Raw genomic sequence first — 22,954 nt, 5'->3', positions numbered from 1 at the left:
TGCACCCCGTGTAGCGTCCACCATTTCTCACACGATTTCAGGCTGCCTAAATGGAGCGTAGGCGGCTCGCCGACACGGTTGCCAACAAGCGCAACGTGATTGCCAACCAACATCGCCACGCCATCAGCAAACCGCCACCACCCTACTGCTTGCCCATACGTTTAACCTACCCATTTTCAGGCTGCCTTTTACCCATGCCATAACCCCACCCCAAAAGGCAGCCTGAAATCCCCCAAACTCCACAGAAAGCCCCACCATGGACACCCTACTCAGCATGAAAGTCTTTTGCCAAGTCGTACAAAGCGGCAGCTTCACTCGCGCCGCCGACCTTCTAGACATCTCTATCCCCATGGCAAGCAAACACGTCTCCCACCTAGAAAAAACCATCGGTGCACAGCTCCTTTATCGCAACAACCGCAGCCTGAAACTCACCGACCAAGGCGATGCCTACTACCGCGACTGCCAAAGCGCGTTAGAACTGCTCGCCCAAGCCGCCGAAACCGCCAGCGCAGGCGCAGACCACCCCCAAGGCACGCTGCGCATCGCCGCCCCCGTCTGGTTCGCCTGCGACAAATTCGCCCGCATGCTCGCCGCCTACCAAGCCCGCTATCCCGATGTAGAAGTAGAACTCACCCTATCCAACCGCCATGTAGATTTAAACAGCAACGGCGAAGACCTTGCCCTGCGCCTATCCGACAGCCTGGCCGAAAACATCATCGCCAAACGGCTCGGCAACATCCCCTTCTACCTTGTCGCCACCCCCACCTATCTCGCCCAACACGGCACACCCCACACCCCAAAAGACCTAGCCCAACACCAAGCCATCCTGCCCACCTAATGTAGATTTATCCAACATGACCACCGAATACCAAGGCAAGCCCACCACACTCGCCTTTCAAGGCAGCAAAATGCGCAGCAACCACACCCAAATGGTCGCCGCGCTCATCCGTGCCCACGTTGGCATCGGCTATATGCCCGCATGGCTCGCCGACGACGACATCACCACAGGCAAACTCATCCGCCTGCTGCCCGAATGCCCGATGAACAACCCATCGTTCTACGCCGTTTACGTTAATCGCCAATACATGAAAGCCAAAGTGCGCAGCCTTATAGACTTTATGAGCGCGCAAATGGCAGCCTGAAAACGTATTGGCGATGCTGTTTTCGCTTCGCCCAATTTCAGGCTGCCGCCAACCAAGGCGACATCACATCGCAATACTGGCTCGGCTATCTCTACCAACCCGGCATCGGCACAACGCAAGACTACGTCCAAGCCCTGCATGGGTATCGGCTCTCCGCCGCGCGTGGCGACCCCATCTCCGCCCCCGCCATGCTCGCCTTGAGCAAAATGTACGCCAACGGCTTGGGCGTAACCGCCAACCTTGCCACCGCAGCCAGTTGGTACACCCAAGCCATCGCCGCAGGCGATGAAACCATCAGCCGCCAAGCCCGTGCCGAAATGCTTCGTTTAAACACCCCGCAAAACGCCAAATCAAATAGAGCGCATAAAAAGGCAGCCTGAAAACGGAACAGCGAGAGATGATTGCCCAATGGCGCGTTGAAACTGAACAGGCGTGCGCTTGTGAACAGGATGTCGGCGAGCCGCCACGCACCATTGGTTGCGGGGATTGGCAGCGTTTTCAGGCTGCCTTATGCGTTGAACCCCGCCAGTTTGGCGCGGATTTGCGCGGCGGCATCGTTTACATCGCTGCCTGCGATGGTGTTGGCGCGGTCGTCAAAGCGTTGAATGATGGGGAGCGCGCGCAGATAGTCGTCAATGTCTTGCGGCGTGAGCAAGCGTCCGTGCAAATCCCAGCCGACATTCAGGGCGCGTCCTTGCATGGGTGCAACGCGGTCGTGCAAATGCCCGTATAGGTGATACCAGCCTTTGTGGCAGCCGTCCCATTCGTTGATGGGATAGTGAAACAAAATCAAGGCGTTGTTGATTTCGGGTAGCTTGATTTTTTGATAGCTGCGGATGGACGACAGCATGGGGTTGCCGTCTGCTTTGGGCGTGTCGATGAAGCGTTTTTTGTTGCGGCTAATCAGGTCGTCGTGGTTGCCGAGTATCAGGTGATGCTGCCCGTTGAGACGGCGCAAAATGGCTTCTATTTTTTTCAGGTCGTGGGCAAAGGAAACGTCGCCAAGGTTGTAAACGGTGTCTTCGGGCTGCACGGTTTCGTTCCAGCGGGCAATCATGTATTCGTCCAGCTCTTCCAGCGTGGGCGCGGCGGGGCGAAATTGTGGGCAAAATTTGGCGATGTTTTTGTGCGAGAAATGTAGGTCGGATGTGAAATAGATTTGTGGCATGGTGGGGCTTTCGGGGTGGGGTTAAGGCAGCCTGAAAACGAGCTGCCGTGTTTTTGTCAACAAAGTTTAACGTGGCGGGCGATGGGCTGGCGGTTTTCAGGCTGCCTTGGGCTCACGCCACCGCATCCGCCCACGTTAAACCAAATCGCGCCAAATATTTGCGCAGCCTGTCGCTGTCGTTGGGCGTGCTGCGGCTGTTGCGCGAGACATTAAACAGCGCGCGCCCTGCTTCCGCCATGCTTTTGCTTTGGCGACAGATGGCAAGCACGTTTTCTAGCTGTTGCAAATCAAACAAATCCCAGTCTTCGCGGCGGATGTGTTCAGGCAGCCTGAAAACGGATTTATCTGAATTTTCAACATCTTCCGCCCACAGATATTGCAAACGGGCAATTTCGGCACGCACCAAATCGGTGGAAATTCTGCCCTGTGGCGCAAGCGTTGCCAAGCGCATGATGCTGGCGGCTAAATCGCGGAAATTACCGCGCCACAGCGATTGGCGCGACAGGGCAAAGTCCAAATACAGCGCGTAGGCTTCTTTGTTAAAGCGCGTGGCGCGTCCCAACTCCTGCGCGGCAAGAGCGAGCTGATGCTCAATATTGGGCGCGATGTCTTCGCGGCGGTCGGCGAGCGCGGGCAGCGTGTAATGCCAAATGTTGATGCGGGCGAACAAATCTTCACGAAACCGCCCCGCTTGCACTTCGCGGCGCAAATCACGGTTGGTGCCAGCAATGAGCTGAAAATTGCTTTTCACTTCGCTGTCGCTGCCCACGGGGTAAAACTGTTTCTCTTCAATGGCTTTGAGCAGCATGGCTTGTTCATCCAAGCCCAATTCACCAATTTCGTCTAAAAACAACACGCCTTTATCGGCGGTTTTCAGCCAGCCATCGCGCTTCTCCGCCGCGCCTGTAAACGCGCCTTTTTTGTGCCCAAACAACGCCGATGCCGCGCCATCGCCGCGCAAGGTGGCGCAGTTTACGTCCACAAACGACCCTGTAATCAAGTGTCGGGCTTTTTTGAGCTCGTAAATGCGCCGCGCCAGCATGGATTTGCCCGCGCCCGTTGCCCCGCTTAACAAAATGGGCGACGGCGAATTGAGTGCCACTTGCTCAATCTCAGCAATCATATTGTTAAACGATTGATTTTTCGTGGCAATACCGCTTTTCAGATAGCGCACCGCATCATCGCGCACGGCGGCGAGCCGCTCCGCCAACACGTCATACCGCGCCAAATCTAGGTCTATCACATCCAAGCCGCCCACATCGCCTTGCTCCATGCTGCGCCTTTGCTTTTTCGGCGGCGCGGTTTGCAGCAACACGCTGGGAATTTGGCGGCTTTCCACCAGCAAAAACAGGCAAATTTGGGCAACGTGCGTGCCCGTGGTGATGTGGGTGTAATAATTTTCGGCTTCGGTATCAAAGGGATAGGATGCCGCCCAGTCGTGCAGCTTGGTATAGACTTCGCTGAAATCCCACGGATTCGCCAGCTCCATGTTGATGAGATTAACTTGCGTGTTGGGGCGCAGCGCGTGAATATCGTCGCGCACGCGCTCGGCAAGCGGGCGATATTTTTCGCTGTAAAACAGCTCCATGCGGTTGAAGCCGATGTCGGCGCGTTGGTGCAGGGCGATGTTGGGTCGCCATTTTTGCCAACGCGCTGACCCGAAGCCGTTGTCTAGCACCGTACCGAGAAAGGAAATAGCAACTTGGGTTTTGGGCATGATGGTTGTCCTTTTTGAGGTTTTCAGGCTGCCTTTATGGGCATGGCACTATTTCATTCTTGCGCAATAGGCAGCCTGAAAATGGAAGCGCAGGAATTTACGCGCAAGATTATAAGCTATTTCGCTAGCTTGCTGGCTAGTTTTTTATGGATTATTCAGGCAGCCTGAAAACAGGTTTCAAAAATATATTCTCTTTGTTCTCGTGTTATTACAAATTATTTTGCGCTGTTTTGGCATCGCTGGCACGTTGTTTGCAATATACCCCACAAGCACGATGCAAATGCCGAAGGAATTACAGCCTATCACGCTCGTGGTCGCGGGTTCGAGTCCCGTCTCTGCCGCATCAATGGCAGAGTAGCTCAGTTAGGTAGAGCACGATTATTTCTTCATCTCTTGTTGCAACGTGCGCCCTTTTAATGGCATAGCTGGCAGATGCCGAAGGAATTACAGCATAGGGTGCCCGAGGTCGCAGGTTCGAATCCTGCCGCTGCTAAATCAATGGCAGCGTGGCGCAGTCGGTTAGCGCGCGGTACATAATTTCTTCATTTCTTGCTGCTGGTTGTGCCGCCCTTTTCGGGCGAATGCGGGTTGGTTTACAGGATAGAGCAACGGCTGATGCCGTAGGTCTCGGGTTCAAATCCCGATGGCGTGCCAACGCCATAGCTCAAGCAAAACAACCAGCCGATTTGGTCGCCCACCTTTTATGGCGCAACAGGCAAATGCCGAAGGAATTACAGCCAATAACTCATGGGTCGCGGGTTCAAGTCCCGTCTCTGCCGCCGTTTGGCAGAGTAGCTCAGCTGGGTAGAGCAATGAATAGATTTCTTCAAAACCTTGTTGCCTAATGCGCCGCCCCTTTCGGGCGAATGCGAACAAGATTACATCGGTTCTCGGGGTTCGAATCCCCGCCGCGTTGCCAAACGCGAGACATCTTATTGTTCTGGTCGCCCACCTTTTCGGCATCGCAGCAGATGCCGTAGGAATTACATTTTCCAAGACTGTGATGCGGGTGCAACCCCCGCCGCTGCTGCCAAAACGTAGCGTAGTTTAATTTTGAAAATACAGTATGTTGATTTCTACAACCCCCTTGCTGCTGCCATGCCGCCTTATTTCAGGCTGCCTCAACGGTTTTCAGGCTGCCTAAACCGCAAACCAATTCATATTGATTAAAAAGGAAATAAAAATGGCTAATACCAACTTGTTCCAATCCGTCAAACAAAAACTCTTTAACGCCGACACACGCAACAAAGCGGGTGGCTTGGCGTACACCTTAACACCTAAGCAGCAGCTTGCCCAACTGGCGGCAACAGGCTGCCTGAACAGCACTTTTTACGCCACAGCGGAAAACCAGTTGGCGCAGGTGCTGACGTTGGCAAACGGCTTGGATGCAGAATTTATCGCCAAAACCGCGATATACGCGCGTGAACACGGACACATGAAAGATATGCCCGCGCTGCTGTTGGCGGTGTTGGCGCAGAAAGACGTTGCCATGCTGGCGCGGGTGTTTGACCGCGTGGCGGACAACGGCAAAATGCTGCGCAACTTCGCGCAGATTGTGCGCAGCGGCGCGGCGGGTCGCAAATCGTTTGGCTCGCGTCCGAAAAAACTGGTGCAGCAATGGCTGCTGTCGGCAAGCGAACGCCAGCTTTTGAACGCGGCGGTGGGCAACAATCCTTCGCTGGCCGACGTGGTGAAAATGGTGCATCCGAAACCGCGCGAAGCGTGGCGTGCCGCGTGGTTCGCATGGCTCATCGGCAAGCCTTACGATGCGGACGCGCTGCCGCCCATAACGCAGGCGTTTGAACAGTATAAAAAAACCCGTTCAGGCTGCCTGCCCGATGTGCCGTTCCAAATGCTGACCGCGCTGGATTTGGACGCGGCGGCTTGGGCGCAGATTGCGGCAAACGGCTCGTGGCAGCAGGTGCGCCAAAATCTCAACACTTTCCAGCGGCACGGCGTGTTTGCCAATCAAGCCAATGTGCGCCTTGTTGCCGACAAACTGCGCGATGCCGCAGCGATTGCACGGGCGCGGGTGCTGCCGTATCAATTATTGACCGCGTTTCAGGCTGCATCGGACGAAATGCCGCACGCCATCCGCGATGCGCTGCAAGACGCGATGGAGCTGGCGGTGAAAAACGTGCCCAGCATTCAAGGCAATGTGGTGGTCTGCCCCGATGTGTCGGGCTCAATGTCCAGCCCCGTTACGGGCTATCGCGGCTCGGCAACCAGCCGCACCCGCTGCATTGACGTAGCCGCCCTAATCACCGCCGCCATGCTGCGCAGCAACCCGCACGCGCAAGTGCTGCCGTTTGAAACCCGCATGGTCAATATCCGCCTTAACCCGCGCGACAGCATTATGACCAATGCGGAAAAACTCGCCCGCATCGGCGGCGGTGGCACAACGTGCAGCGCACCGCTGGCAGAACTGAACCGCCAAAAAGCGGATGTGGACTTGCTGGTGATGGTGTCGGATAACGAAAGCTGGGCGGACCGCGAGCAGCAATGGAACAGCAAAACCAGCCTGATGCAGGAATGGGACAAGCTCAAACGCCGCTGCCCGCGCGCCAAACTGGCCTGCCTAGACATCCAGCCCTACACCACCGCGCAGGCGCAAAACCGCAGCGATATTCTGAATATCGGCGGCTTCAACGACAGCGTGTTCGCCCTGATAGGCGCGTTCGCCGAACACGGCATGGGCGCGGACGGCTGGGTGGACGCGATTGAACAGATTGCGCTGCCCGTACCGCTGTGAAGCCGTGGGCGCGGAAGTATAAAAATAACCGCAGGGTGCAAACGGATGCTGTTTCGCCCTGCGGTTTTTGTTTTTTAATTCAGCAGACTAAGGCAGCCTGAAAACGGGAAACGTGGTTTTCAGGCTGCTCGTTGCAAACAGCCCTGACGGCAGACAGCACGGGTTGGACATTCTGCAACCTGCCCCTTCTCCCGCTGGCGGGGGAGAGAGAACAGCGGTACCGTCTACTTTTTAGAACACCACCCGTTTTTTAACGACGGCTAAATCCAACAGACCGAGGCAGCCTGAAAATGAGCGAAGCGAGTTTCAGCGGAGCTAAAACAGCATCTAAAAATGTTTTCAGGCTGCCTATACCCAAAAGGAAATCCCCATGACTTTATGGCACATCATCGCCACCGCGTTTCTGCTTCTCATTGTTTACGCCCTTATCAGTGGCTACCGCGAACAAAAACGGCTGGAACGTCTCCGCGTCCAAGTCCTGCCCGAGCAAGCCGACATCACCATCCGCCTTGATATGCGCTACCAAGTCAGAATGTCGGACGGGCAAATATTTAACAACGTCGCCATCATTGGACAAATCTGCAGCGAAGACAATCCATTCGGCGGCTGGGACGGCTTGCTCGTGCTGCGCTTTGCCGACAACCGCCGCGCCTTTGTGCGGCAAGGCAGCGTGCGCTGTATTGTGGAAATGGAGGCAGCCTGAAAACAAGTTTGACCCTGTTATCCGTTTTCAGGCTGCCTATTATGCTAGTATAACTAGCTTACAAGCTATATCCAGCCCATTGCCCCAACCACCCCAAGGCAGCCTGAAAACAATTTTTCACACCATTTCATGCAGTTAAACAACAAACAAACCACTTGGCACACATCTTGCAATCAATCCCACACGGGCGCGCTGGCACAGAAGGGAGCGCCACTACCCAAAATGTTTACGACAGCTAGGTAGTCTGTGTAAAAGCAGGTGGGGCGGATAGAACCACCCTAGTCGCGCAACAAACTTTTACTACGGCGTTGGCTCGCCCACCACGGGCGAAATGGTTTGTTGCCAAATCGTAGATTTGGACAAAGCCAGTTTTGCTGTACTATTTGTACTATCTACGGCTCACCGCCTTGTATTAAAAGTTTGTTGCGCGACTATAAGGTTTGAAATAGGTCTGTCGGCACGGTTGAGGATGCAGGTTCGCAGCTCCGATGACGGGTTGCAACTGGCGCGCGTTTCCAACGGCAGGCTTGGCTTGGGGTAATGCCCAAGTCGCCCCATTGATGCGGGTTCGAATCCCGTCGCGTCCACCAAATTCCATTTTCAGGCTGCCTGAAACAAGCAAAGCGCGTTTCAGCAAAGCCCAAACCCAAACCACCCAAGGAACACCATCATGCAAAAATTCATTCTCCTACGCGGACACCAAGGCTCAGGCAAAACCACCTACGCCGCCGAACTCATCGCCCAATTCCAACAAGCCTACCCCAACGCCCAAATCATCCACATAGAAAACGACCAAGAACTCACCAACGAGCGCGGCGAATACCAATGGAGCCGCGAAGCCCTTGCCGCCGCGCAAGAAAAAGGCCGTGCCCGCTTCAAAACCGTCCTAAAACAAGGGCAGCAACACCCCGAGCGCGACATCCTCATCATCAATTCCAACACCAACCAAAAAGCCACCGCCTGCATCCAAATGTTGCAAGCCGCGCGCAAACACGGTTTTAAAACAGAAGTTTACCGCCTACACAACTTCCTGCCCAACCACCACAACGTAGATGAAAGCAGCGTGCTTGCCGCCTACGTCAAACTCAACCAAAACCCCCTGCGCGACGAAATCCACGTCCCCGCCGTGCAAGCCATGTCGCCCGAACAACACGCCCAAATCCAAGCCATGACCCAATTCCAAAACCGCGCCCCGCAATATGATGCCGCCCGCCACACCCACATCACCGAAGACTACCTGCGCCACGGCAGACGCGATTTCAGCATCAAAGCCAGCAAAAAACACCCACAGCTCTCCGTGCTCAAATACGCCCGCAGCGTGTTCTACGAAAACCGCTTTGACAACGCCCTGCTGGAAATGCGCGGCATCGTGCTAGACCCGCACAACCAAATCATCATTCGCCCATTTAACAAAGTGTTCAACTACTCCGAGCGCATCGCCGCCAATAGCCGCTACCCCATCGCCATATCAGACAACCACCGCATCAACGCCGTAGTCAAAGTAAACGGCTTTCTCGGCTGCTGCACCTTTGTGCAACTGCCCGAACACCACCCCAGCCACGGCGCAGATTTTGACCAACAAACCCTGTATTCCACCACAGGCTCGCTAGACAGCGACTTCGCCAAACTCGTGCAACGCCATTGCGCCCAATATCAAGCCCTGTTCCAAGCCTACCCCAACCACACCTTTATGTTTGAAATCACCGACCCCAGCGATGTGCACATCATCCAAGAAACCTTTGGCGAAACCCTAATCGGCATCCGAAACGTGGCAACAGGCGAACAATTCACCGAAGCGCAGCTAGACCAAATCGCCCAGCAACACGGCATCGCCCGCCCGCAAACCATCAGCAACATCACCTTCGGCGAACTCAAAGCCCTGCTCAAAACCGTGGAGCACGAAGGCTTTATGGTGTTTGATGCCGCCACAGGCGAAATGCTGTTCAAGCTCAAATCGCCCTACTATCTCATCTCCAAATTTCTCGGGCGCAGCAACGCAGGCAACATCGGGCGCAAACTGGACAAACGCCATGTGGACGAAGAATACTACCCGCTGATTGACCACATCCGCGAAAACCAAGCCGCGTTTAACGCCATGAACGAGCAAGAAAAGATTGCGTTTATTCAAGCGTTCCTGCGGGAATTGTGATGGCGTAAATAAAGGCAGCCTGAAAATGCTGTTTCCCCATTTTCAGGCTGCCTATTTACGTCTCAATCAACGTTTACGCGCACCATACGCGCCCGTTTTATTGCTGTTGTAATCGCGGAAATCGCCCGCCAATTCCGAAGCATTGCTGCCAAAGAAGCCGCCATGCGTTTCCACATCCGCGCCAACGGTGCTATGGAACGTGTTGCCTGTGATATTGGCGTTCAGGTTTACCGCATTTTGCCCGCTGGTATCGGTTAATGCGCCCGCCAGCGTTTTGTTGCCAAAGTCCACATCAAAGCGTGCGGAAAATTGCGTGTTCACCTTGTTGCCGTCTACCACCACCGCTTGCCCTGCGTATTCCGCCTTGCCCGTTTGTGGCATATCGGCGGTTGGCGTGCCTTGATAGAAGGTTTGGTAAACGCCCACTCTGTTGTTTTGCAAAACGCCAAAGCGCGTGTAGGAATAGCCGTTTACCTTGCCCGAATAGCCGTTGGCAGAAATATCCGTCCAGTTGCCTTGCGGCGTGGCAAGCGGAATATTCACGCCGTCCACCAGCACCGATTGCAGCGGCTGTTTATTGCTGGTTTCGGCAATGGACGTGTCAAAATAATATCGGCTGGTGGTTTCGTCCGAGCCAAAAATTTGCACCCAGTAATAGCCATATTTGCTGTTGGGCACATAAACCAAACCAACGCCGATTTTGGTGTAATTTTTGTTAATCATATTGGCGTAATGCCCTGCGCTTTGTCGCCATTGCGTTAAAACGGTGTCATCAGCCGAAGCGTTGCCCGCCGCCAAGTTCTCGCCGCGATAGCCGTTTTGTACACCTTGCCATATCTCTTGACCATTCAAGCGTTTATGCTCAAACGAGCGCACAATCTCTTCGGCGCGGCGTTGCGCATAAGCCGACAATCGCTCGTCATATTTCAACGCGGGCAAGCCCACTTCGGCGCGCAGCTTATTGGTATTGGCAACAGCAGCCTGAACGCTCGCCATTTGCGCGCTGGTGGGTGGCTGCACTTTCCAAGAATGGGTTAAGGAATACAGCGTTTTATCTTGTGCCACGGCAGAAGTGATGCCGTTGTTGCTGCCATTTGCTTGGTAGCTTGGGGTGTTGGACGTATTGGGAGTATTAGAATTGATGGGGCTATTGGGATTGGGGGTGTTATTGCCAATATCCACGTGCGTTGAGCCGCCACCCGATGAACATGCCATCAGCGATACAGCAACCAAAGAGTACAGCAATGTTTGAGTCAGTTTCATGATAACGTCCTTGCGTTGGAAAGGGTTGTGTGTGGGGGGAGGAAGCCATTAAACGATTAAGCAAAGCCGATGCCATTATGGTGGTATTTCTTTCTATACTGCATTTTCAGGCTGCCTAAAACCTTTGCAAAATAAACCGAAACATTTGCCCCCCAACGGCAGCCTGAAAAATAAGAAATGCCGTCATTCCCGCGTAGGCGGGAATCTTGTTTGATACTCAGAAATTTCCGTAAAAACAATTCATTGCACAAATTCAACCAAGATTCCCGCCTACGCGGGAATGACGGATGTTACTATTTCTGGTGGCGTTTTTAGGTTTTGCAAAGGTTTCAAACCAGACAGCAGCCAAACAAAAAACACTCCGCAGAGTGTTTTTGCATAAACGCCAATTAGCGTTTTGAGAATTGTTTGGCGCGACGTGCTTTGCGCAAACCTGCTTTTTTACGTTCCACTTCACGCGCATCGCGGGTAACGAAGCCAGCTTGTGAAAGCGCGGGTTTCAACGCTGCATCATAGTCAATCAAAGCGCGGGTAATACCGTGGCGGATGGCACCTGATTGTCCTGTTTCGCCGCCGCCCACTACGTTTACTTTGATGTCAAACGCTTCAACGTTTTCAGTCAAAACTAAGGGTTGGCGCACCACCATGCGGCTGGTTTCGCGTGAGAAAAATTCATCAACGGGACGACCGTTTACGATGATTTGACCTTTGCCTTTTTGCAAGAACACGCGAGCTACTGAGCTTTTGCGGCGACCTGTGCCGTAGTAATATTTACCGTTCATTTGTCGTGTCCTTATTTAATTTCTAAAACTTTGGGTTGTTGCGCGGCGTGTTGGTGTTCTGCGCCTGCATAGACTTTAAGTTTGCGAATCATGGCGTAACCCAATGGGCCTTTGGGCAGCATCCCTTTTACGGCAACTTCCAATGCGCGCCCCGGTTGTTTTTCTTGCATTTGGCGGAAAGTGCGTTCATACAAGCCACCAGGGAAGCCTGAGTGGCGGTAGTATTTTTTGCCTTCAAATTTGTTGCCTGTTACGTGCAGTTTGTCGGCGTTGATGACGATGATGTAGTCGCCTGTATCAACGTGCGGGGTGTATTCGGGTTTGTGTTTGCCACGCAAACGGCTGGCAACTTCGGCTGCTACGCGCCCAAGCACTTTGTCTGTGGCATCAATAACAAACCATTCGCGTTGCACTTCATGCGGTTTCGCTGAAAAGGTTTTCATAAAATGTTTCCAATAAATATTAGATAAAAGAAACCGTGGATTTTAGTGGGTTTCAGGGGGGGTGTCAATGTGTTGTTGGTTTTTTATTATGCGGTTGCGTTCGTTTAGTTTGGCGTATTTGTAGTATGAGCCTGCGGCTTGGGTGAGCGAGATGGTAAGCCCGTCTGCGCCGTGTTTCCAGCCGCTTTTGAGGATGTAGCTGCGGATGAAGCTCCATACGCCGTGCAGCAGGGCGGCAAGGGGGCTGCTGGTTTTTTGCGCTGCGTTTTGCTCGGCGTATAGGCTGCTGTATTGTTGCATTTTGCGGATAAGGGCTTCTATGCTGTCGTAGGTGTAGTGGTTTAGGTTGCCTGTGAGCAGTTTGGGGTGGTTGCCTTGGGGGATAATCAGGGCTTCGTGCACGGCGCGGTGGTTGTATTGGGTGTGGGTGCGGTTGTAGAGACGGGGGATGATGTCGGGCGACCAGCCGCAGCCTGTGATGGGGCGGCGTTGGTAGTGGTTGATGCGGTTTAGGGCGTAGATGTTTTCAGGCTGCGTTAGGTCGGCGTTTTGGATGCTGGCAAGCAGCTCGGGGGTGATGATTTCGTCACTGTCTATGTTGAGTATCCAGTCGTTTTTGGCGAGCATGGCGGCGCGGTTTTTCATGTTGCCAAAGCCGTCAAAGGGGTGGTGGTGGATGGTTACGTTGGGGTATTGGGCGGCGATGTTTAGGGTGTTATCGGTTGAGCCGTTGTCTAGCAGTAGGACTTCATTGAAATGGGTGAGCGCGTTTAAAACTTCGGCTAGGCAGCGTTCGGCGTTTTTGACGAGCATGGTTACGGTGATGGGGGTGTTCATGGTTTAGCTTTTGAGTAGGGTGTAGCTGGCGGCGATTAGGCTGCTGATGAGTAGGATTGTGGCGATTTGTTTGGCGGCGGTGTCTAGGCGGCGTTGTTGTTGGCGGGTGAATAGGTTGCGGATGATGATTAGGATTAGGACGAATGCGCTGATTAGGGTGAGATAGCGGGTGAACATGGTGGGTGTGATTAAGGCAGCCTGAAAATAGGAGAATGGTTTTCAACCTTCGCTGTGCTACGGTATACCCCTTAGCTTTGCTTAAGTTCGCATAGCTAAATCAAATATTTAGATGCTTACTTAATACCCAAATCAAAGATTTGGACAAAGGGGTAAGTCTGCCTTTGGATTGAAAATGAAAGCAGCCTGAAACGGGGTAAACGATGTTTTCAGGCTGCCTTGATGATGTGGATTATTTGTTGAGTTTGGCGGTAGCGGCTTTGTCTAGGCGGCAGTTGTCGACGACCACGCTTTGGGGTGCGCCTGCTTTGTCGGCTACGGATAGTTTGCCGCCATCCACTTGGGTGAGCTTGCTGGCATCGGCGGGCATGGTTGTCCACACGGTGGTGCGTGCAGCGGGGTCGTTGCTGATAAAGCGGTTGAGTAGGTTGAAGCTGGTATCGCGCCACATTCCGGGGGTGGTTACGCCGTTGATGCGCACTTGGGCGACGATGGGTTGGTTGTTTTTGATGCCATACATGGCGGTGAGTTTGATGCTTTGCAGTTTGTTGTCTTGCAGGATTTGGCAGGTGTAGGCGACTTCTTTTTTGCTGTCAATTTCGCTTTGGCTGCTGCTGGTGGCTGTGGGGGTGAGCTCTTGCTCGCCTTTTGGGGCGGCTTGGGCGGTTAGGATGCTGCTGGCAAGTATGGCGGTGGTGAGTATGGGGATGAGTTTCATGTTGTCTCCGTTCGTTGGGGTGGCGGTTGCCACGACTGGGCGCGATTAGACTTCTTTTGCGTGGGGTTGTCAAATGGGTTTGCGTTTGCTTTACATCTTTGGCGGGGGATTGGGCAGCCTGAAAACGGCAATGGCGTCCCCATCGCTATCATTCAAACTGTTTGCGCTGAAAGCTGGGCTGGGTGAAGCGTTCGCCTGTGTGGATGTTTACGGCAGTGAGTTCTTCGCCCCAGAGTGCGCCCGTGTCCAGCGACCAGATGTGTTTTTCGCGGCGGTAGCCGAGTGCAGACCAATGCCCGAAGATGATTTCGTGGCTGGTGTGTTGGCGGTGCGGTGCGTCAAACCATGCACGTTTGGGCGCGGGGATGCGCGCGTAGGTTTCTTTGTAGTCGTAGTCTAGGCTGTTGTCGGGGTTGAGCACGCGCATGCGGGTGAAGACGTTGGTGATGATGCGCAGGCGGTCTATGCCTTGGCTTTCAGGCTGCCATTGGCTGGGGTGGTTGCCATACATTTGCGCGAAAAAGTCTCGGGCGTGTTTGCCTGATATGTGCGCGGCAACTTCGTTGGCAAGCTGTTGCGCTTGGCTGATGCGCCATGTGGGATAAATGCCTGCGTGCACAAGGGCGTGGGTATCGTTGTGGCGCATCAGCGGCTGTTGGCGCAGCCAGTCGCGCATTTGCGGCATTTGCGAGTGGTTGAGAATGGGGGCAAGGGTGTCGCGGTGTTTGAGCTTGCCGTAGCCGTGCATCAGGGCGAGCAGGTGCAGGTCGTGGTTGCCGAGCACAATTTGCACGCTGTTTTCGTGTTGCATACAGTATTGCAGGGATTCTAGCGATTGCGGCCCGCGATTGACGATGTCGCCCACCAGCCAAAGGGTGTCGCGGCTGGGGTTGAACTGGATTTGGTTGAGCAGGGCGATGAACTCGGCGTAGCAGCCTTGTAGGTCGCCGATGGCGTAGTGAGACATGGTTTTTTGCGAACAATAATGATAACGGCGGAATTGTAAGGCAGCCTGAAAACGGTATAAACCCATTTTCAGGCTGCCTATCAATCGCGCGGGGAAACATCGCATATAATCCGCGCCCTTTCAACCCAATATAAGGAAACAAAAATGGCACCAAAAATGTTCGTAGCGGGCGCAAGCGGCGTGATTGGTTTGCCGTTGTGCAAAATGCTGCTGGCGGCGGGGCATGAAGTGTATGGCACCACGCGCAGCCCTGCCAAAGCCGAAATGCTTGCCGCGCTGGGCATCAAGCCCGTGATTGCCGATGCGTTTGACGCAGACGGCTTGCTGAAAACTGTGGGCGACATCCGCCCCGATGTGATTTTCCACGAGCTCACCGACCTGCCCGATGGCTTGGACGCTGCCGATTTGGAAAACGAATGTGATAAGATGAAATAGGCAGCCTGAAAACAAAGACAGCGCGTTGTAGCCCAGCCAATCGGTTTTCAGGCTGCCTATTCCATCAAGGCAGCCTGAAATTTGTTTACTCGCTATCACTCATCCCATCCCCCAAAGGACACCCCCATGCTCACCCCCCTGCGCCAAACCCTATCCCACCACGCACTTACCGCGCTCATCATCCCCACCGCCGACCCGCATCTTTCCGAATACATCCCCGAGCATTGGCAATCGCGCCAATATTTTTCGGGCTTCACAGGCTCGGCGGGCGTGCTGGTGGTGCAGCAAGACACCGCCGAATTGTGGACAGACTCGCGCTATTGGACACAAGCCGAAGCTGAGTTAGCGGGCAGCGGCATCGCGTTGCAAAAGCAAGAAAGCGGGCGCAACCACATCGCCCATCTGGCGCAAACGCTGCCTGAACAAGCCCGCGTGGGCATCGCGCCCGATATGCTTTCGATTGCCGAGCTGCGCCGCATTCAGGCTGCCTTTGCGCCGAAAAACATCGCGCTCCAATACGATATAGACTACACCGCCGAAGCGTGGGGCAACAACCGCCCTGCCCTGCCCACCGCGCCCGTGTTCGCGCAACAAGCCGAGTTTGTGCCGCACACCGCCGCCGAAAAGCTGCACCGCGTGCGCCAAGCCATGCGCCAAACGGGCGCGGATTGGCATTTTATCTCCGCGCTGGACGACATCGCATGGCTCACCAACCTGCGCGGCAGCGACATCGCCTACAACCCCGTGTTCCTGTCGCACTTGCTCATCGGCGCAAACGGCACGGCAACGCTGTTTGTTGCCCCCAGCAAAATCACGCCCGATATTCAGGCTGCCTTAACCGCCGCCGCCATCCAAATCCAGCCCTATGAACACGCAGCAGACGCGCTGGCGCAGCTTTCAGGCTGCCTGATGTATGACCCTGCCAAGGTTGCCGTGTCTACCGTTTTCAAGCTGCCCCCCAGCGTAGCGAAATGCGAGCAAGCCAATCCGTCCACCCAATTCAAAGCCGAAAAATGCGCCGCCGAAGTCGCCAACATCCGCCAAGCCATGCTGCAAGACGGCATCGCGCTGTGTGGCTTCTTCGCCGAGTTGGAACACCGTCTCGCGCAGGGCGAACCCATCACCGAATACCAAATCGGCGAAATGCTGCTCGCCCACCGCAGCCAGCGCGACCATTTCGTCTCCGAGAGCTTTGGCACAATTGCGGGCTACAACGCCAACGGCGCGATGCCGCATTACTCCGCCCCCGCCATAGGCAGCCTGAAAATCGCAGGCGACGGCTTATTGCTGATAGACAGCGGCGCACAATACCATTGCGGCACCACCGACATCACGCGCACCGTCCCCATCGGCACGCCATCCGCCGCGCAAATCCGCGACTTCACGCTGGTGTTGCAAGCGCACATCGCCCTTGCCCGCGCCGTGTTCCCCAACGGCATCGCCGCGCCGATGATAGATGCCATCTGCCGCGCCCCGCTGTGGCAAGCCCAGCGCGACTACGGACACGGCACAGGACACGGCGTGGGCTATTTTTTAAACGTGCACGAACCGCCGCAACGCATCTCCTACTTCGCGCCCAACACGCCCGAATACGCGCTGCACCAAGGGATGCTCACATCCAACGAACCCGCGCTCTATCGCCCCAACCAATGGGGCATCCGCATAGAAAGCCTAGTCGTTGCCCACCCTGTTGCCCAGCCGCAAGAAACCCAGTTTGGCGACTACCTTTGCTTTGAAACGGTAACGCTTTGCCCGATTGACACGCGGCTGGTGGATGCCACGCTGCTGCGCCCAGACGAGCGCGATTGGCTCAACGCCTACCACGCCCAAGTGCGCGAGCAACTGCTGCCGTTTGTGGCGGGCGCAGCGAAAGATTGGCTGATTGAGCGGACGGCGGCGATTTAGCGGCTCGCTATGGTTTTCAGGCTGCCTTGAATACAACGGGCATGTAGGGTGTGTGAACCTGTTCACGCACCGTTTGCCATAGTTAAACGGTGCGTGGCAAAGCCACATACCCTACGCCAACCATTTATGTAAACATCATTTCCAGGCTGCCTTATTCCCCAAAAGGCAGCCTGAAAACCCTATCACCCCAAAAGGACACCCCACCATGCTTTTCCCCTCCTATCTCCTTATCGGCGCAGTAACAGGCTTTTTCGCAGGGCTGTTTGGCATCGGCGGCGGCACAATTATCGTGCCCATGCTGTTGATTTTATTGCCGCAAGCAGGCGTGCCCGACGCGCAGTTGATGGCGATGGCGTTGGGCACATCGTTTGCCACCATCGTGTTCACATCCATCGCATCGGCATGGCAGCATCGCAAGCTGGGCAATGTGGATTTTCGCGTGTTCCGCGCGCTGGTGCCCGCGCTGATGGCATCGGTGTTTGTGTGTGGCTACTGGGTGTCCAGCCTGCCCAAAGCGCATCTGATGAAATTGTTTGCCGCCATGATGCTGCTGCTCGCCATCAAAATGCTGATTGCCAGCCAGCGAAAATCCGCGCCGCTCGCCAAGCCGCTCACCGCGCGGGTGCAAATTATCGCGGGCGTGGTGATTGGCGCGTTATCCAGCTTTGCGGGCATCGGCGGCGGCGCATTTATCGTGCCGTTTTTAAACAGTCGCGGCTTTGAAATGAAACGCGCCATCGGCACATCTTCCGCCTGCGGCGTGCTGCTGGCCATCGGTGCAACCGTGAGCTTTATGTTAAGCGGCAGCCGTTTTGCCGATATGCCCGCCTATTCCATCGGCTTTGTGTATTTGCCCGCGTTTGTTGGCATCGTGTCCGCCAGCGTGTTCACTTCGCGTTTGGGCGCAATGGCAGCCAATCGCTTGCCTGTTTCGGTGTTAAAAAAAGCGTTTGGCGCGTTTTTGTGTTTTGTGGCGGTGATGATGTTGTTTAAATAATTTGGCGCAATGTTAAGGCAGCCTGAAAATGAAAATACGATTTCAGGCTGCCCTATTTATTCAAACAAAACATAGCATTATCCGCCAAAATTCGCTTTTATCTTTACAATCGGCTATAATTCTGCGCTATCGTATTTCAAACCCATAGGCAGCCTGAAAACGCTCACCACCATTTTCAGGCTGCCTAGGGTCTGTTGGCATTCAACTTTTGCAACGGATTTTGCGTCATAAAATGGCAGATGCAAGGCAAAAATGCGAGCCTATGCCGTCCATAGGCAAGTATTTTTAACGCAGCAGATGCCGTTTTAGGGCGCAAAAGCCGTCAAAACGTTGATTGTCAACAGACCCTAACCCACAAGGAATCCCCATTATGATGACACTCTATTCAGGCATCACCTGCCCATTTAGCCACCGCTGCCGCTTCGTGCTGTTTGAAAAAGGCATGGACTTTGAAATCAAAGACATCGACACCTTCAACAAACCCGAAGACCTTGCCATCATCAACCCCTATAACCAAGTGCCCGTGCTGGTGGAGCGCGATTTAATTCTCTACGAATCCAACATCATCAACGAATACCTAGACGAACGCTTCCCCCATCCGCAGCTCATGCCCGCCGACCCCGTGATGCGCGGGCGCGGGCGGCTGGTGCTGTTCCGCCTAGAAAAAGAATTGTTTGTCCACGTTGCCACGCTGGAAGACAACGCCGCTTCTGCCAAAGACCAAGCCAAAGCCCGCGAAGCCATCGCCCAAGGCTTAACCATGATTGCCCCCGCCTACACCAAAAATAAATATGTGTTAGGCGATGAATTCTCCATGATTGACGTTGCCCTTGCCCCGCTGCTTTGGCGTTTAACCCACTACGACATCAAACTGCCCAAATCCGCCGCGCCGTTGCTCAAATCCGCCGAGCGCATTTTCCAACGCCCCGCGTTCACCGAAGCCCTGACCCCCGCCGAAAAAGCCATGCGCAAATAGTTTTCAGGCTGCCTTTGCAGCACACCCCTTTGTTTACCCGCAAAGGGGTTTTGTACAACCACCCCATGAAAGCCCCACCATGACCCAATCCACATCCACCAAGCCCTACCTTATCCGCGCCCTATACGAATGGTGTTTAGACAACGGCAACACGCCCTACATCGCCGTTTGGGTAAACGAACACACCCGCGTGCCCGCGCAATACGTGCAAGACGACCAAATCGTGCTCAGCATCAGCCCCACCGCCACCAAAGACCTGTTTATTGACAACGAATGGGTAAACTTCCACGCCCGCTTTGGCGGCGTATCGCAAGAAATCTGGATTCCCATCGGGCACGTTATCAGCCTATTTGCCAAAGAAACAGGCGAAGGCATGGGCTTTGAAGTAGAACCCTACACCCCCAGCGATGCCCAAAGGCAGCCTGAAACGCCCGCCAACAACAACAGCGAAAACAACGAAGCCAGCGCAACCGGTGAGCCACCCAAAAAACGCAGCCTGAAATTGGTGAAATAACGCAACGCAAGTGGTGAACATGGTTTCAGGCTGCCTTAACGCCCTGCAAACCCAACGCCCTTTGCTCGCCAAACCGAAAGGCAGCCTGAAAACGTGCCGTATGCGTTTTCAGGCTGCCTTACGCTCTTATTCTAACCTAACTTAACCCATCCAAACCTTTGCAAAACCTTGCTTACACAGCCCTACGCCAAGCCGCCCAAATCGGTTAGAATGCCCCCCCATTTGTATCAAACCCATTCACGTTATGACCTACCGACTTCTCCGCCCTATTGCGTTCGCCCTGCTATTGGCGTGCAGCAGTATCGCCCAAGCCGCTCCAAAAGCCAAAGGCGCTCCAAAAGCCGCCGCCAGCAAATCCGCCCCCGCCAAATCTGCGCCCGCCAAGTCCGACAAAGATAAATCCAGCAAAGACAAATCTAAATCCAAAACCAAAGCCGACTCCATCGGCAAAATCATCAAAGACAAACAAAAACCCAACGACAAAAACAGCAAAAAAGCCGAGCCGTCCAAACGCGACAGCAAATCAGAAAAACGCGACAGCAAGCGCGAAGCCAAACACGACAGCAAAAAAGACACGCGCAAATCATCCCAAGACGAAATCGGCAAAATCATCCAACGCAAAACGCCGCCCGCCGTTGCTCAAACCAGCCCCAGCCACGATGCCATCGGCAGCATCATCCAGCAAAAACAACAGCAGCAAGCCCAAGCCACGCCACCCGTTGCCGCCGGCGAAGAGCCATCCAACGCCGAACCGATGGGGCGCGGCGATGCCGATGAACTCATCTCCAACGCCATGGGCTTTATCGGCGTAGCCTACCGCTTTGGCGGCACATCGCCCACAGGCTTTGATTGCAGCGGCTTTATGCAATATGTGTTCCGCAAAGCCTTTGCCGTCAATCTGCCGCGCACTTCCGCCGCGCAAGCATCGGTGGGCAGCTATGTGAGCCGCAGCGAATTGCGCCCTGGCGACATGGTTTTCTTCCGCACACGCGGCTCGCGCATCTCCCATGTAGGGATGTATATCGGCAACGACCGCTTTATCCACGCCCCGCGCACAGGCAAACGCATTGAAATCACCAGCCTATCCAGCAAATACTGGAATGCCCGCTATGCCACCGCCCGCCGCGTGAAACGCAACAACGCGCAAAACTACATCCGCAATTAGGCAGCCTGAAAAAACCAACAGAGCAAACAATAGGCAGCCTGAAACGTAGTTAAAACCCAAAACAAGGACACACCACCCCATGCCCCAACCCGCCATGCCCAAATGGTTCAGCGACGACGGCAGCCCCGTATCCTGCACCGAAAAAGTTAAAGTGATGAACCAAAACATGACCGAGCTCTACCAAGCCGCGCAAGACGCATTTGAAGACGCGCTCTTAATGGGATGCAGCGAAACGCAACTGCGCGACTACTTGCAGCAACTCATCGCAGGCGTAGAAAATCCTTATCAATAACCCCCAACCCCTTTCAGGCTGCCTACATCCCCATTAGGCAGCCTGAAAACACAAAAAGGCACGCAACATGACCACCGCACACCCCCGTCAAATCATCCTAGATACCGAAACCACAGGCTTCCACCACTCCGCCACCGAAAACCCCGACCGCCTGATTGAATTCGCAGGGCTAGAAATGGTAAACCGCCAGCTCACCGAACACACGCTCCATCTCTACATCCACCCCGAGCGCGACATCCCCGCCGAAGCCACCGCCATCCACGGCATCACGCTAGACCAGCTCGCAGGCAAACCCACCTTCGCCCAAGTCGCCCAGCAAATCTTTGACTTCCTTAAAGGCGCAGAACTCATCATCCACAACGCCAAATTTGACATCGGCTTTCTCAACGCCGAATTTGCCCACGCAGGGCTGCCGCCCATAGACAGCGTGTGCCGCGTGATAGACACCCTAGAAATGGCGCGCAACAAATACCCAGGGCAAAAAAACAACCTAGACGCGCTGTGCAACCGCCTAGGCGTGGACAGAAGCCGCCGCGTGCTGCATGGCGCGCTGATAGACTGCGAATTGCTCGGCGGCGTGTACCTTGCCATGACGCGCAACCAATTTAGCCTAACCGATGAACTGGAAAGCGAAGAAGAGCCCACCACCCCAGTCGCCCAAACCACCGCCGCGCCTGTACCCACCGCCCGCCCCGACCACCTTATCGTGCTCACCGCCGATGCTAACGAAACCGCCGACCACGAAGCCTATTTAGATGGGCTGGATAAAGACACAGGCAACCCCTGCCTTTATCGGCAGCCTGAAAACGCCAACGAGTGAAGCCAAACGGCAAAGCGTGGTAGGTTTGTTGCATCAGCCACCTTTCAGGCTGCCTAACCGCGTTACTTAAAGGACTGAAAATGAAACAACATCACTCTCGCCCGCAGCCGAAAGAGTGCACCAATGGCGCAAATGGCTGGCGATTATTGCGGCGATTGGTGCGGTAATTAAGAACCTGTATTTACTATTTGCATAGGTAGATTTTATGGCATAAAAGCGTGGATACAAGGCAAAAAGCGCAGCAAGGTTGGACACCTTGCGAGCATTTTTAACGCAGTAGCCGCGTTTTTAGGGCATAAAAGATGCCTATGAAAATAGTGAATACAGGTTCTAACTTAATTCTTGTGTTTTTTGTGAATTAAGCCATAAGCACGAACTGAACTTAAAGCCATCCGCCACCTGTTTTTTTCTCTCTGTTGTAGAGGCGGGGCGAAATATTGCCATTGACGAAGCGCATCCAAACGGTGCATCTGGAAGGGCATGGCATAACTGGGAAACAGGCGAAAAGCCTATCCCCGCAAGAATTGAGCGGCAATTAAAACTTTTGCTATCGCGCCGTGAAGCCGAAATCCAACGTCTTATGCAAAATGCCCAAGCAGGCGCGCCATTCTTTGCCTTGTGGTATCAAAGCCGCCACGATTGCCCGCCGTTTTTTGAACACAAAAACCATGAAGCATCGGTTATAGATCGGAAACTCAGCCAATCCATCGCTTCCGCCATCGTTGCCCAAGGCGGGCGCGTTGTGCATTTGATGCCGAAAAATTCAGCGCATGGCAAGCGCAACACCCGTTTTCAGGCAACACGCGCTCGACGCATGACCGCTGGGCGGTGGATGAATACTTGGTGGTGTCCTAAAAAGTATGCTGACTTGATTATGGTTGATAGCAAGCAGTATTGGGTAAAAACTCCGCAATCTGTTCCCTCTCCCGCCAGCGGGGGAAGGAACAGCAGTGCAGCATACTTTTTAGGACACTACCAAAATTTGAATCAAATCTGCTTCGGCAAGATATGCCATAAGCGGAACAAAAGTTG

General features: G+C 54.3%; 24 protein-coding genes, 1 tRNA gene and 2 pseudogenes. 18 read left to right on the top strand and 9 right to left on the bottom strand.

Annotation, left to right across the window (positions count from 1 at the left end):
• Positions 1–50 precede the first annotated feature (50 nt).
• The 4 genes and pseudogenes from Q4A85_RS08665 (at position 51) to Q4A85_RS08650 (ending at position 1,522) form a co-directional block, all read left to right on the top strand.
• Entirely contained in the window at positions 51–203 is a 153-nt protein-coding gene (locus tag Q4A85_RS08665) for a hypothetical protein (protein WP_303109486.1), read from the top strand.
• 53 nt (positions 204–256) lie between these two features.
• Positions 257–1,142: pseudogene (locus tag Q4A85_RS08660) on the top strand (LysR family transcriptional regulator).
• Positions 1,082–1,300: pseudogene (locus Q4A85_RS13250) on the top strand (hypothetical protein); the annotation flags it as partial. The pseudogenes Q4A85_RS08660 and Q4A85_RS13250, both read left to right, overlap by 61 nt.
• Positions 1,301–1,330: 30 nt before the next feature.
• Positions 1,331–1,522 (top strand): SEL1-like repeat protein, encoded by a 192-nt coding sequence (locus tag Q4A85_RS08650; protein WP_303109484.1) that lies wholly within the window; start codon positions 1,331–1,333, stop codon positions 1,520–1,522.
• Between the two features lie 128 nt (positions 1,523–1,650).
• Here the strand turns inward: Q4A85_RS08650 and Q4A85_RS08645 are convergent, their stop codons facing one another.
• Together Q4A85_RS08645 and rtcR are read right to left on the bottom strand one after the other, a co-directional pair.
• Positions 1,651–2,310 (bottom strand): metallophosphoesterase, encoded by a 660-nt coding sequence (locus Q4A85_RS08645; protein ID WP_303109482.1) that lies wholly within the window; start codon positions 2,308–2,310, stop codon positions 1,651–1,653.
• Between the two features lie 112 nt (positions 2,311–2,422).
• Complete coding sequence (rtcR, locus tag Q4A85_RS08640; RefSeq protein WP_303109480.1) at positions 2,423–4,027, bottom strand: RNA repair transcriptional activator RtcR; 1,605 nt, start codon at positions 4,025–4,027, stop codon at positions 2,423–2,425.
• Positions 4,028–4,375: 348 nt separating this feature from the next.
• Here rtcR and Q4A85_RS08635 point away from each other — a divergent pair.
• From Q4A85_RS08635 to Q4A85_RS08620, 4 genes are all read left to right on the top strand, one after another.
• Positions 4,376–4,520, top strand: a tRNA-OTHER gene (locus Q4A85_RS08635).
• 690 nt (positions 4,521–5,210) lie between these two features.
• On the top strand, positions 5,211–6,779 hold the full coding sequence (locus tag Q4A85_RS08630) for an RNA-binding protein (protein WP_303109478.1): 1,569 nt from the start codon (positions 5,211–5,213) through the stop codon (positions 6,777–6,779).
• A 370-nt stretch (positions 6,780–7,149) separates the two neighbouring features.
• Positions 7,150–7,482: a hypothetical protein gene (locus Q4A85_RS08625; RefSeq protein ID WP_303109476.1), complete on the top strand. Its 333-nt coding sequence runs from the start codon at positions 7,150–7,152 to the stop codon at positions 7,480–7,482.
• A 670-nt stretch (positions 7,483–8,152) separates the two neighbouring features.
• A complete protein-coding gene (locus Q4A85_RS08620) occupies positions 8,153–9,631 on the top strand; it encodes an RNA ligase (protein WP_303109474.1) in 1,479 nt (492 codons plus the stop codon).
• A gap of 66 nt (positions 9,632–9,697) precedes the next feature.
• Here Q4A85_RS08620 and Q4A85_RS08615 read toward each other — a convergent pair whose 3' ends face one another.
• From Q4A85_RS08615 to Q4A85_RS08585, 7 genes are all read right to left on the bottom strand, one after another.
• The gene (locus Q4A85_RS08615; RefSeq protein ID WP_303109472.1) at positions 9,698–10,894 is read right to left on the bottom strand and encodes a transferrin-binding protein-like solute binding protein; all 1,197 of its coding nucleotides are present in this window, start codon (positions 10,892–10,894) and stop codon (positions 9,698–9,700) included.
• Positions 10,895–11,283: 389 nt separating this feature from the next.
• Positions 11,284–11,676, bottom strand: a complete 393-nt coding sequence (rpsI, locus tag Q4A85_RS08610; RefSeq protein ID WP_303109470.1) for a 30S ribosomal protein S9 — start codon at positions 11,674–11,676, stop codon at positions 11,284–11,286.
• Between the two features lie 11 nt (positions 11,677–11,687).
• Positions 11,688–12,119, bottom strand: coding sequence for a 50S ribosomal protein L13 (gene rplM / locus Q4A85_RS08605; RefSeq protein WP_303109468.1), 432 nt, complete (start codon positions 12,117–12,119; stop codon positions 11,688–11,690).
• Positions 12,120–12,161: 42 nt separating this feature from the next.
• A complete protein-coding gene (locus tag Q4A85_RS08600; RefSeq protein ID WP_303109466.1) occupies positions 12,162–12,956 on the bottom strand; it encodes a glycosyltransferase family 2 protein in 795 nt (264 codons plus the stop codon).
• Positions 12,957–12,959: 3 nt separating this feature from the next.
• Positions 12,960–13,133: a hypothetical protein gene (locus Q4A85_RS08595; RefSeq protein ID WP_303109465.1), complete on the bottom strand. Its 174-nt coding sequence runs from the start codon at positions 13,131–13,133 to the stop codon at positions 12,960–12,962.
• Positions 13,134–13,365: 232 nt separating this feature from the next.
• Positions 13,366–13,851, bottom strand: coding sequence for a hypothetical protein (locus Q4A85_RS08590; protein ID WP_303109463.1), 486 nt, complete (start codon positions 13,849–13,851; stop codon positions 13,366–13,368).
• A gap of 148 nt (positions 13,852–13,999) precedes the next feature.
• The gene (locus tag Q4A85_RS08585; protein ID WP_303109508.1) at positions 14,000–14,818 is read right to left on the bottom strand and encodes a symmetrical bis(5'-nucleosyl)-tetraphosphatase; all 819 of its coding nucleotides are present in this window, start codon (positions 14,816–14,818) and stop codon (positions 14,000–14,002) included.
• Positions 14,819–14,962: 144 nt separating this feature from the next.
• Between Q4A85_RS08585 and Q4A85_RS08580 the strand changes: the two genes are divergently transcribed.
• From Q4A85_RS08580 to Q4A85_RS08535, 10 genes are all read left to right on the top strand, one after another.
• On the top strand, positions 14,963–15,253 hold the full coding sequence (locus Q4A85_RS08580; RefSeq protein WP_303109461.1) for an NAD(P)-dependent oxidoreductase: 291 nt from the start codon (positions 14,963–14,965) through the stop codon (positions 15,251–15,253).
• Positions 15,254–15,379: 126 nt separating this feature from the next.
• Complete coding sequence (locus tag Q4A85_RS08575) at positions 15,380–17,158, top strand: aminopeptidase P family protein (RefSeq protein WP_303109459.1); 1,779 nt, start codon at positions 15,380–15,382, stop codon at positions 17,156–17,158.
• A gap of 205 nt (positions 17,159–17,363) precedes the next feature.
• On the top strand, positions 17,364–18,155 hold the full coding sequence (locus Q4A85_RS08570; protein WP_303109457.1) for a sulfite exporter TauE/SafE family protein: 792 nt from the start codon (positions 17,364–17,366) through the stop codon (positions 18,153–18,155).
• Between the two features lie 370 nt (positions 18,156–18,525).
• Positions 18,526–19,131, top strand: coding sequence for a glutathione S-transferase N-terminal domain-containing protein (locus Q4A85_RS08565; RefSeq protein WP_303109455.1), 606 nt, complete (start codon positions 18,526–18,528; stop codon positions 19,129–19,131).
• A gap of 79 nt (positions 19,132–19,210) precedes the next feature.
• Positions 19,211–19,645, top strand: a complete 435-nt coding sequence (locus Q4A85_RS08560) for a ClpXP protease specificity-enhancing factor (protein ID WP_303109453.1) — start codon at positions 19,211–19,213, stop codon at positions 19,643–19,645.
• Positions 19,646–19,655: 10 nt separating this feature from the next.
• A complete protein-coding gene (locus tag Q4A85_RS08555; protein WP_303109451.1) occupies positions 19,656–19,790 on the top strand; it encodes a hypothetical protein in 135 nt (44 codons plus the stop codon).
• A 453-nt stretch (positions 19,791–20,243) separates the two neighbouring features.
• Positions 20,244–20,810, top strand: coding sequence for a C40 family peptidase (locus Q4A85_RS08550; protein WP_303109506.1), 567 nt, complete (start codon positions 20,244–20,246; stop codon positions 20,808–20,810).
• Between the two features lie 79 nt (positions 20,811–20,889).
• Complete coding sequence (locus Q4A85_RS08545) at positions 20,890–21,102, top strand: hypothetical protein (protein ID WP_303109449.1); 213 nt, start codon at positions 20,890–20,892, stop codon at positions 21,100–21,102.
• A 67-nt stretch (positions 21,103–21,169) separates the two neighbouring features.
• Positions 21,170–21,922 carry a DNA polymerase III subunit epsilon gene (gene dnaQ / locus Q4A85_RS08540; RefSeq protein WP_303109446.1) on the top strand — a complete coding sequence of 251 codons (753 nt, stop codon included), beginning with the start codon at positions 21,170–21,172 and terminating at the stop codon, positions 21,920–21,922.
• 376 nt (positions 21,923–22,298) lie between these two features.
• The coding region (locus Q4A85_RS08535; RefSeq protein ID WP_368500205.1) for a DUF1870 family protein at positions 22,299–22,954 on the top strand (656 nt) is incomplete at its 3' end.

The organism is Kingella sp. (in: b-proteobacteria) (assembly GCF_030527935.1).
GTDB lineage: Bacteria > Pseudomonadota > Gammaproteobacteria > Burkholderiales > Neisseriaceae > Kingella_B.
Note: the sequence above shows the minus strand (reverse complement) of the source record. Positions and strands in the feature narration are given on the sequence as shown.

Bases quoted from the DNA above. Each gene is read 5' to 3' on its own strand.
- Q4A85_RS08600 (WP_303109466.1), bottom strand. From the start codon at position 12,956: ATGAACACCCCCATCACCGTAACCATGCTCGTCAAAAACGCCGAACGC.
- Q4A85_RS08565 (WP_303109455.1), top strand. From the start codon at position 18,526: ATGATGACACTCTATTCAGGCATCACCTGCCCATTTAGCCACCGCTGC.
- Q4A85_RS08620 (WP_303109474.1), top strand. From the start codon at position 8,153: ATGCAAAAATTCATTCTCCTACGCGGACACCAAGGCTCAGGCAAAACC.
- Q4A85_RS08545 (WP_303109449.1), top strand. From the start codon at position 20,890: ATGCCCCAACCCGCCATGCCCAAATGGTTCAGCGACGACGGCAGCCCC.
- Q4A85_RS08615 (WP_303109472.1), bottom strand. From the start codon at position 10,894: ATGAAACTGACTCAAACATTGCTGTACTCTTTGGTTGCTGTATCGCTG.
- Q4A85_RS08595 (WP_303109465.1), bottom strand. From the start codon at position 13,133: ATGTTCACCCGCTATCTCACCCTAATCAGCGCATTCGTCCTAATCCTA.
- Q4A85_RS08625 (WP_303109476.1), top strand. From the start codon at position 7,150: ATGACTTTATGGCACATCATCGCCACCGCGTTTCTGCTTCTCATTGTT.
- rtcR (WP_303109480.1), bottom strand. From the start codon at position 4,027: ATGCCCAAAACCCAAGTTGCTATTTCCTTTCTCGGTACGGTGCTAGAC.
- Q4A85_RS08650 (WP_303109484.1), top strand. From the start codon at position 1,331: ATGCTCGCCTTGAGCAAAATGTACGCCAACGGCTTGGGCGTAACCGCC.
- dnaQ (WP_303109446.1), top strand. From the start codon at position 21,170: ATGACCACCGCACACCCCCGTCAAATCATCCTAGATACCGAAACCACA.
- Q4A85_RS08590 (WP_303109463.1), bottom strand. From the start codon at position 13,851: ATGAAACTCATCCCCATACTCACCACCGCCATACTTGCCAGCAGCATC.
- Q4A85_RS08570 (WP_303109457.1), top strand. From the start codon at position 17,364: ATGCTTTTCCCCTCCTATCTCCTTATCGGCGCAGTAACAGGCTTTTTC.
- Q4A85_RS08665 (WP_303109486.1), top strand. From the start codon at position 51: ATGGAGCGTAGGCGGCTCGCCGACACGGTTGCCAACAAGCGCAACGTG.
- Q4A85_RS08580 (WP_303109461.1), top strand. From the start codon at position 14,963: ATGGCACCAAAAATGTTCGTAGCGGGCGCAAGCGGCGTGATTGGTTTG.
- rpsI (WP_303109470.1), bottom strand. From the start codon at position 11,676: ATGAACGGTAAATATTACTACGGCACAGGTCGCCGCAAAAGCTCAGTA.
- Q4A85_RS08585 (WP_303109508.1), bottom strand. From the start codon at position 14,818: ATGTCTCACTACGCCATCGGCGACCTACAAGGCTGCTACGCCGAGTTC.
- Q4A85_RS08645 (WP_303109482.1), bottom strand. From the start codon at position 2,310: ATGCCACAAATCTATTTCACATCCGACCTACATTTCTCGCACAAAAAC.
- Q4A85_RS08560 (WP_303109453.1), top strand. From the start codon at position 19,211: ATGACCCAATCCACATCCACCAAGCCCTACCTTATCCGCGCCCTATAC.
- Q4A85_RS08575 (WP_303109459.1), top strand. From the start codon at position 15,380: ATGCTCACCCCCCTGCGCCAAACCCTATCCCACCACGCACTTACCGCG.
- rplM (WP_303109468.1), bottom strand. From the start codon at position 12,119: ATGAAAACCTTTTCAGCGAAACCGCATGAAGTGCAACGCGAATGGTTT.
- Q4A85_RS08630 (WP_303109478.1), top strand. From the start codon at position 5,211: ATGGCTAATACCAACTTGTTCCAATCCGTCAAACAAAAACTCTTTAAC.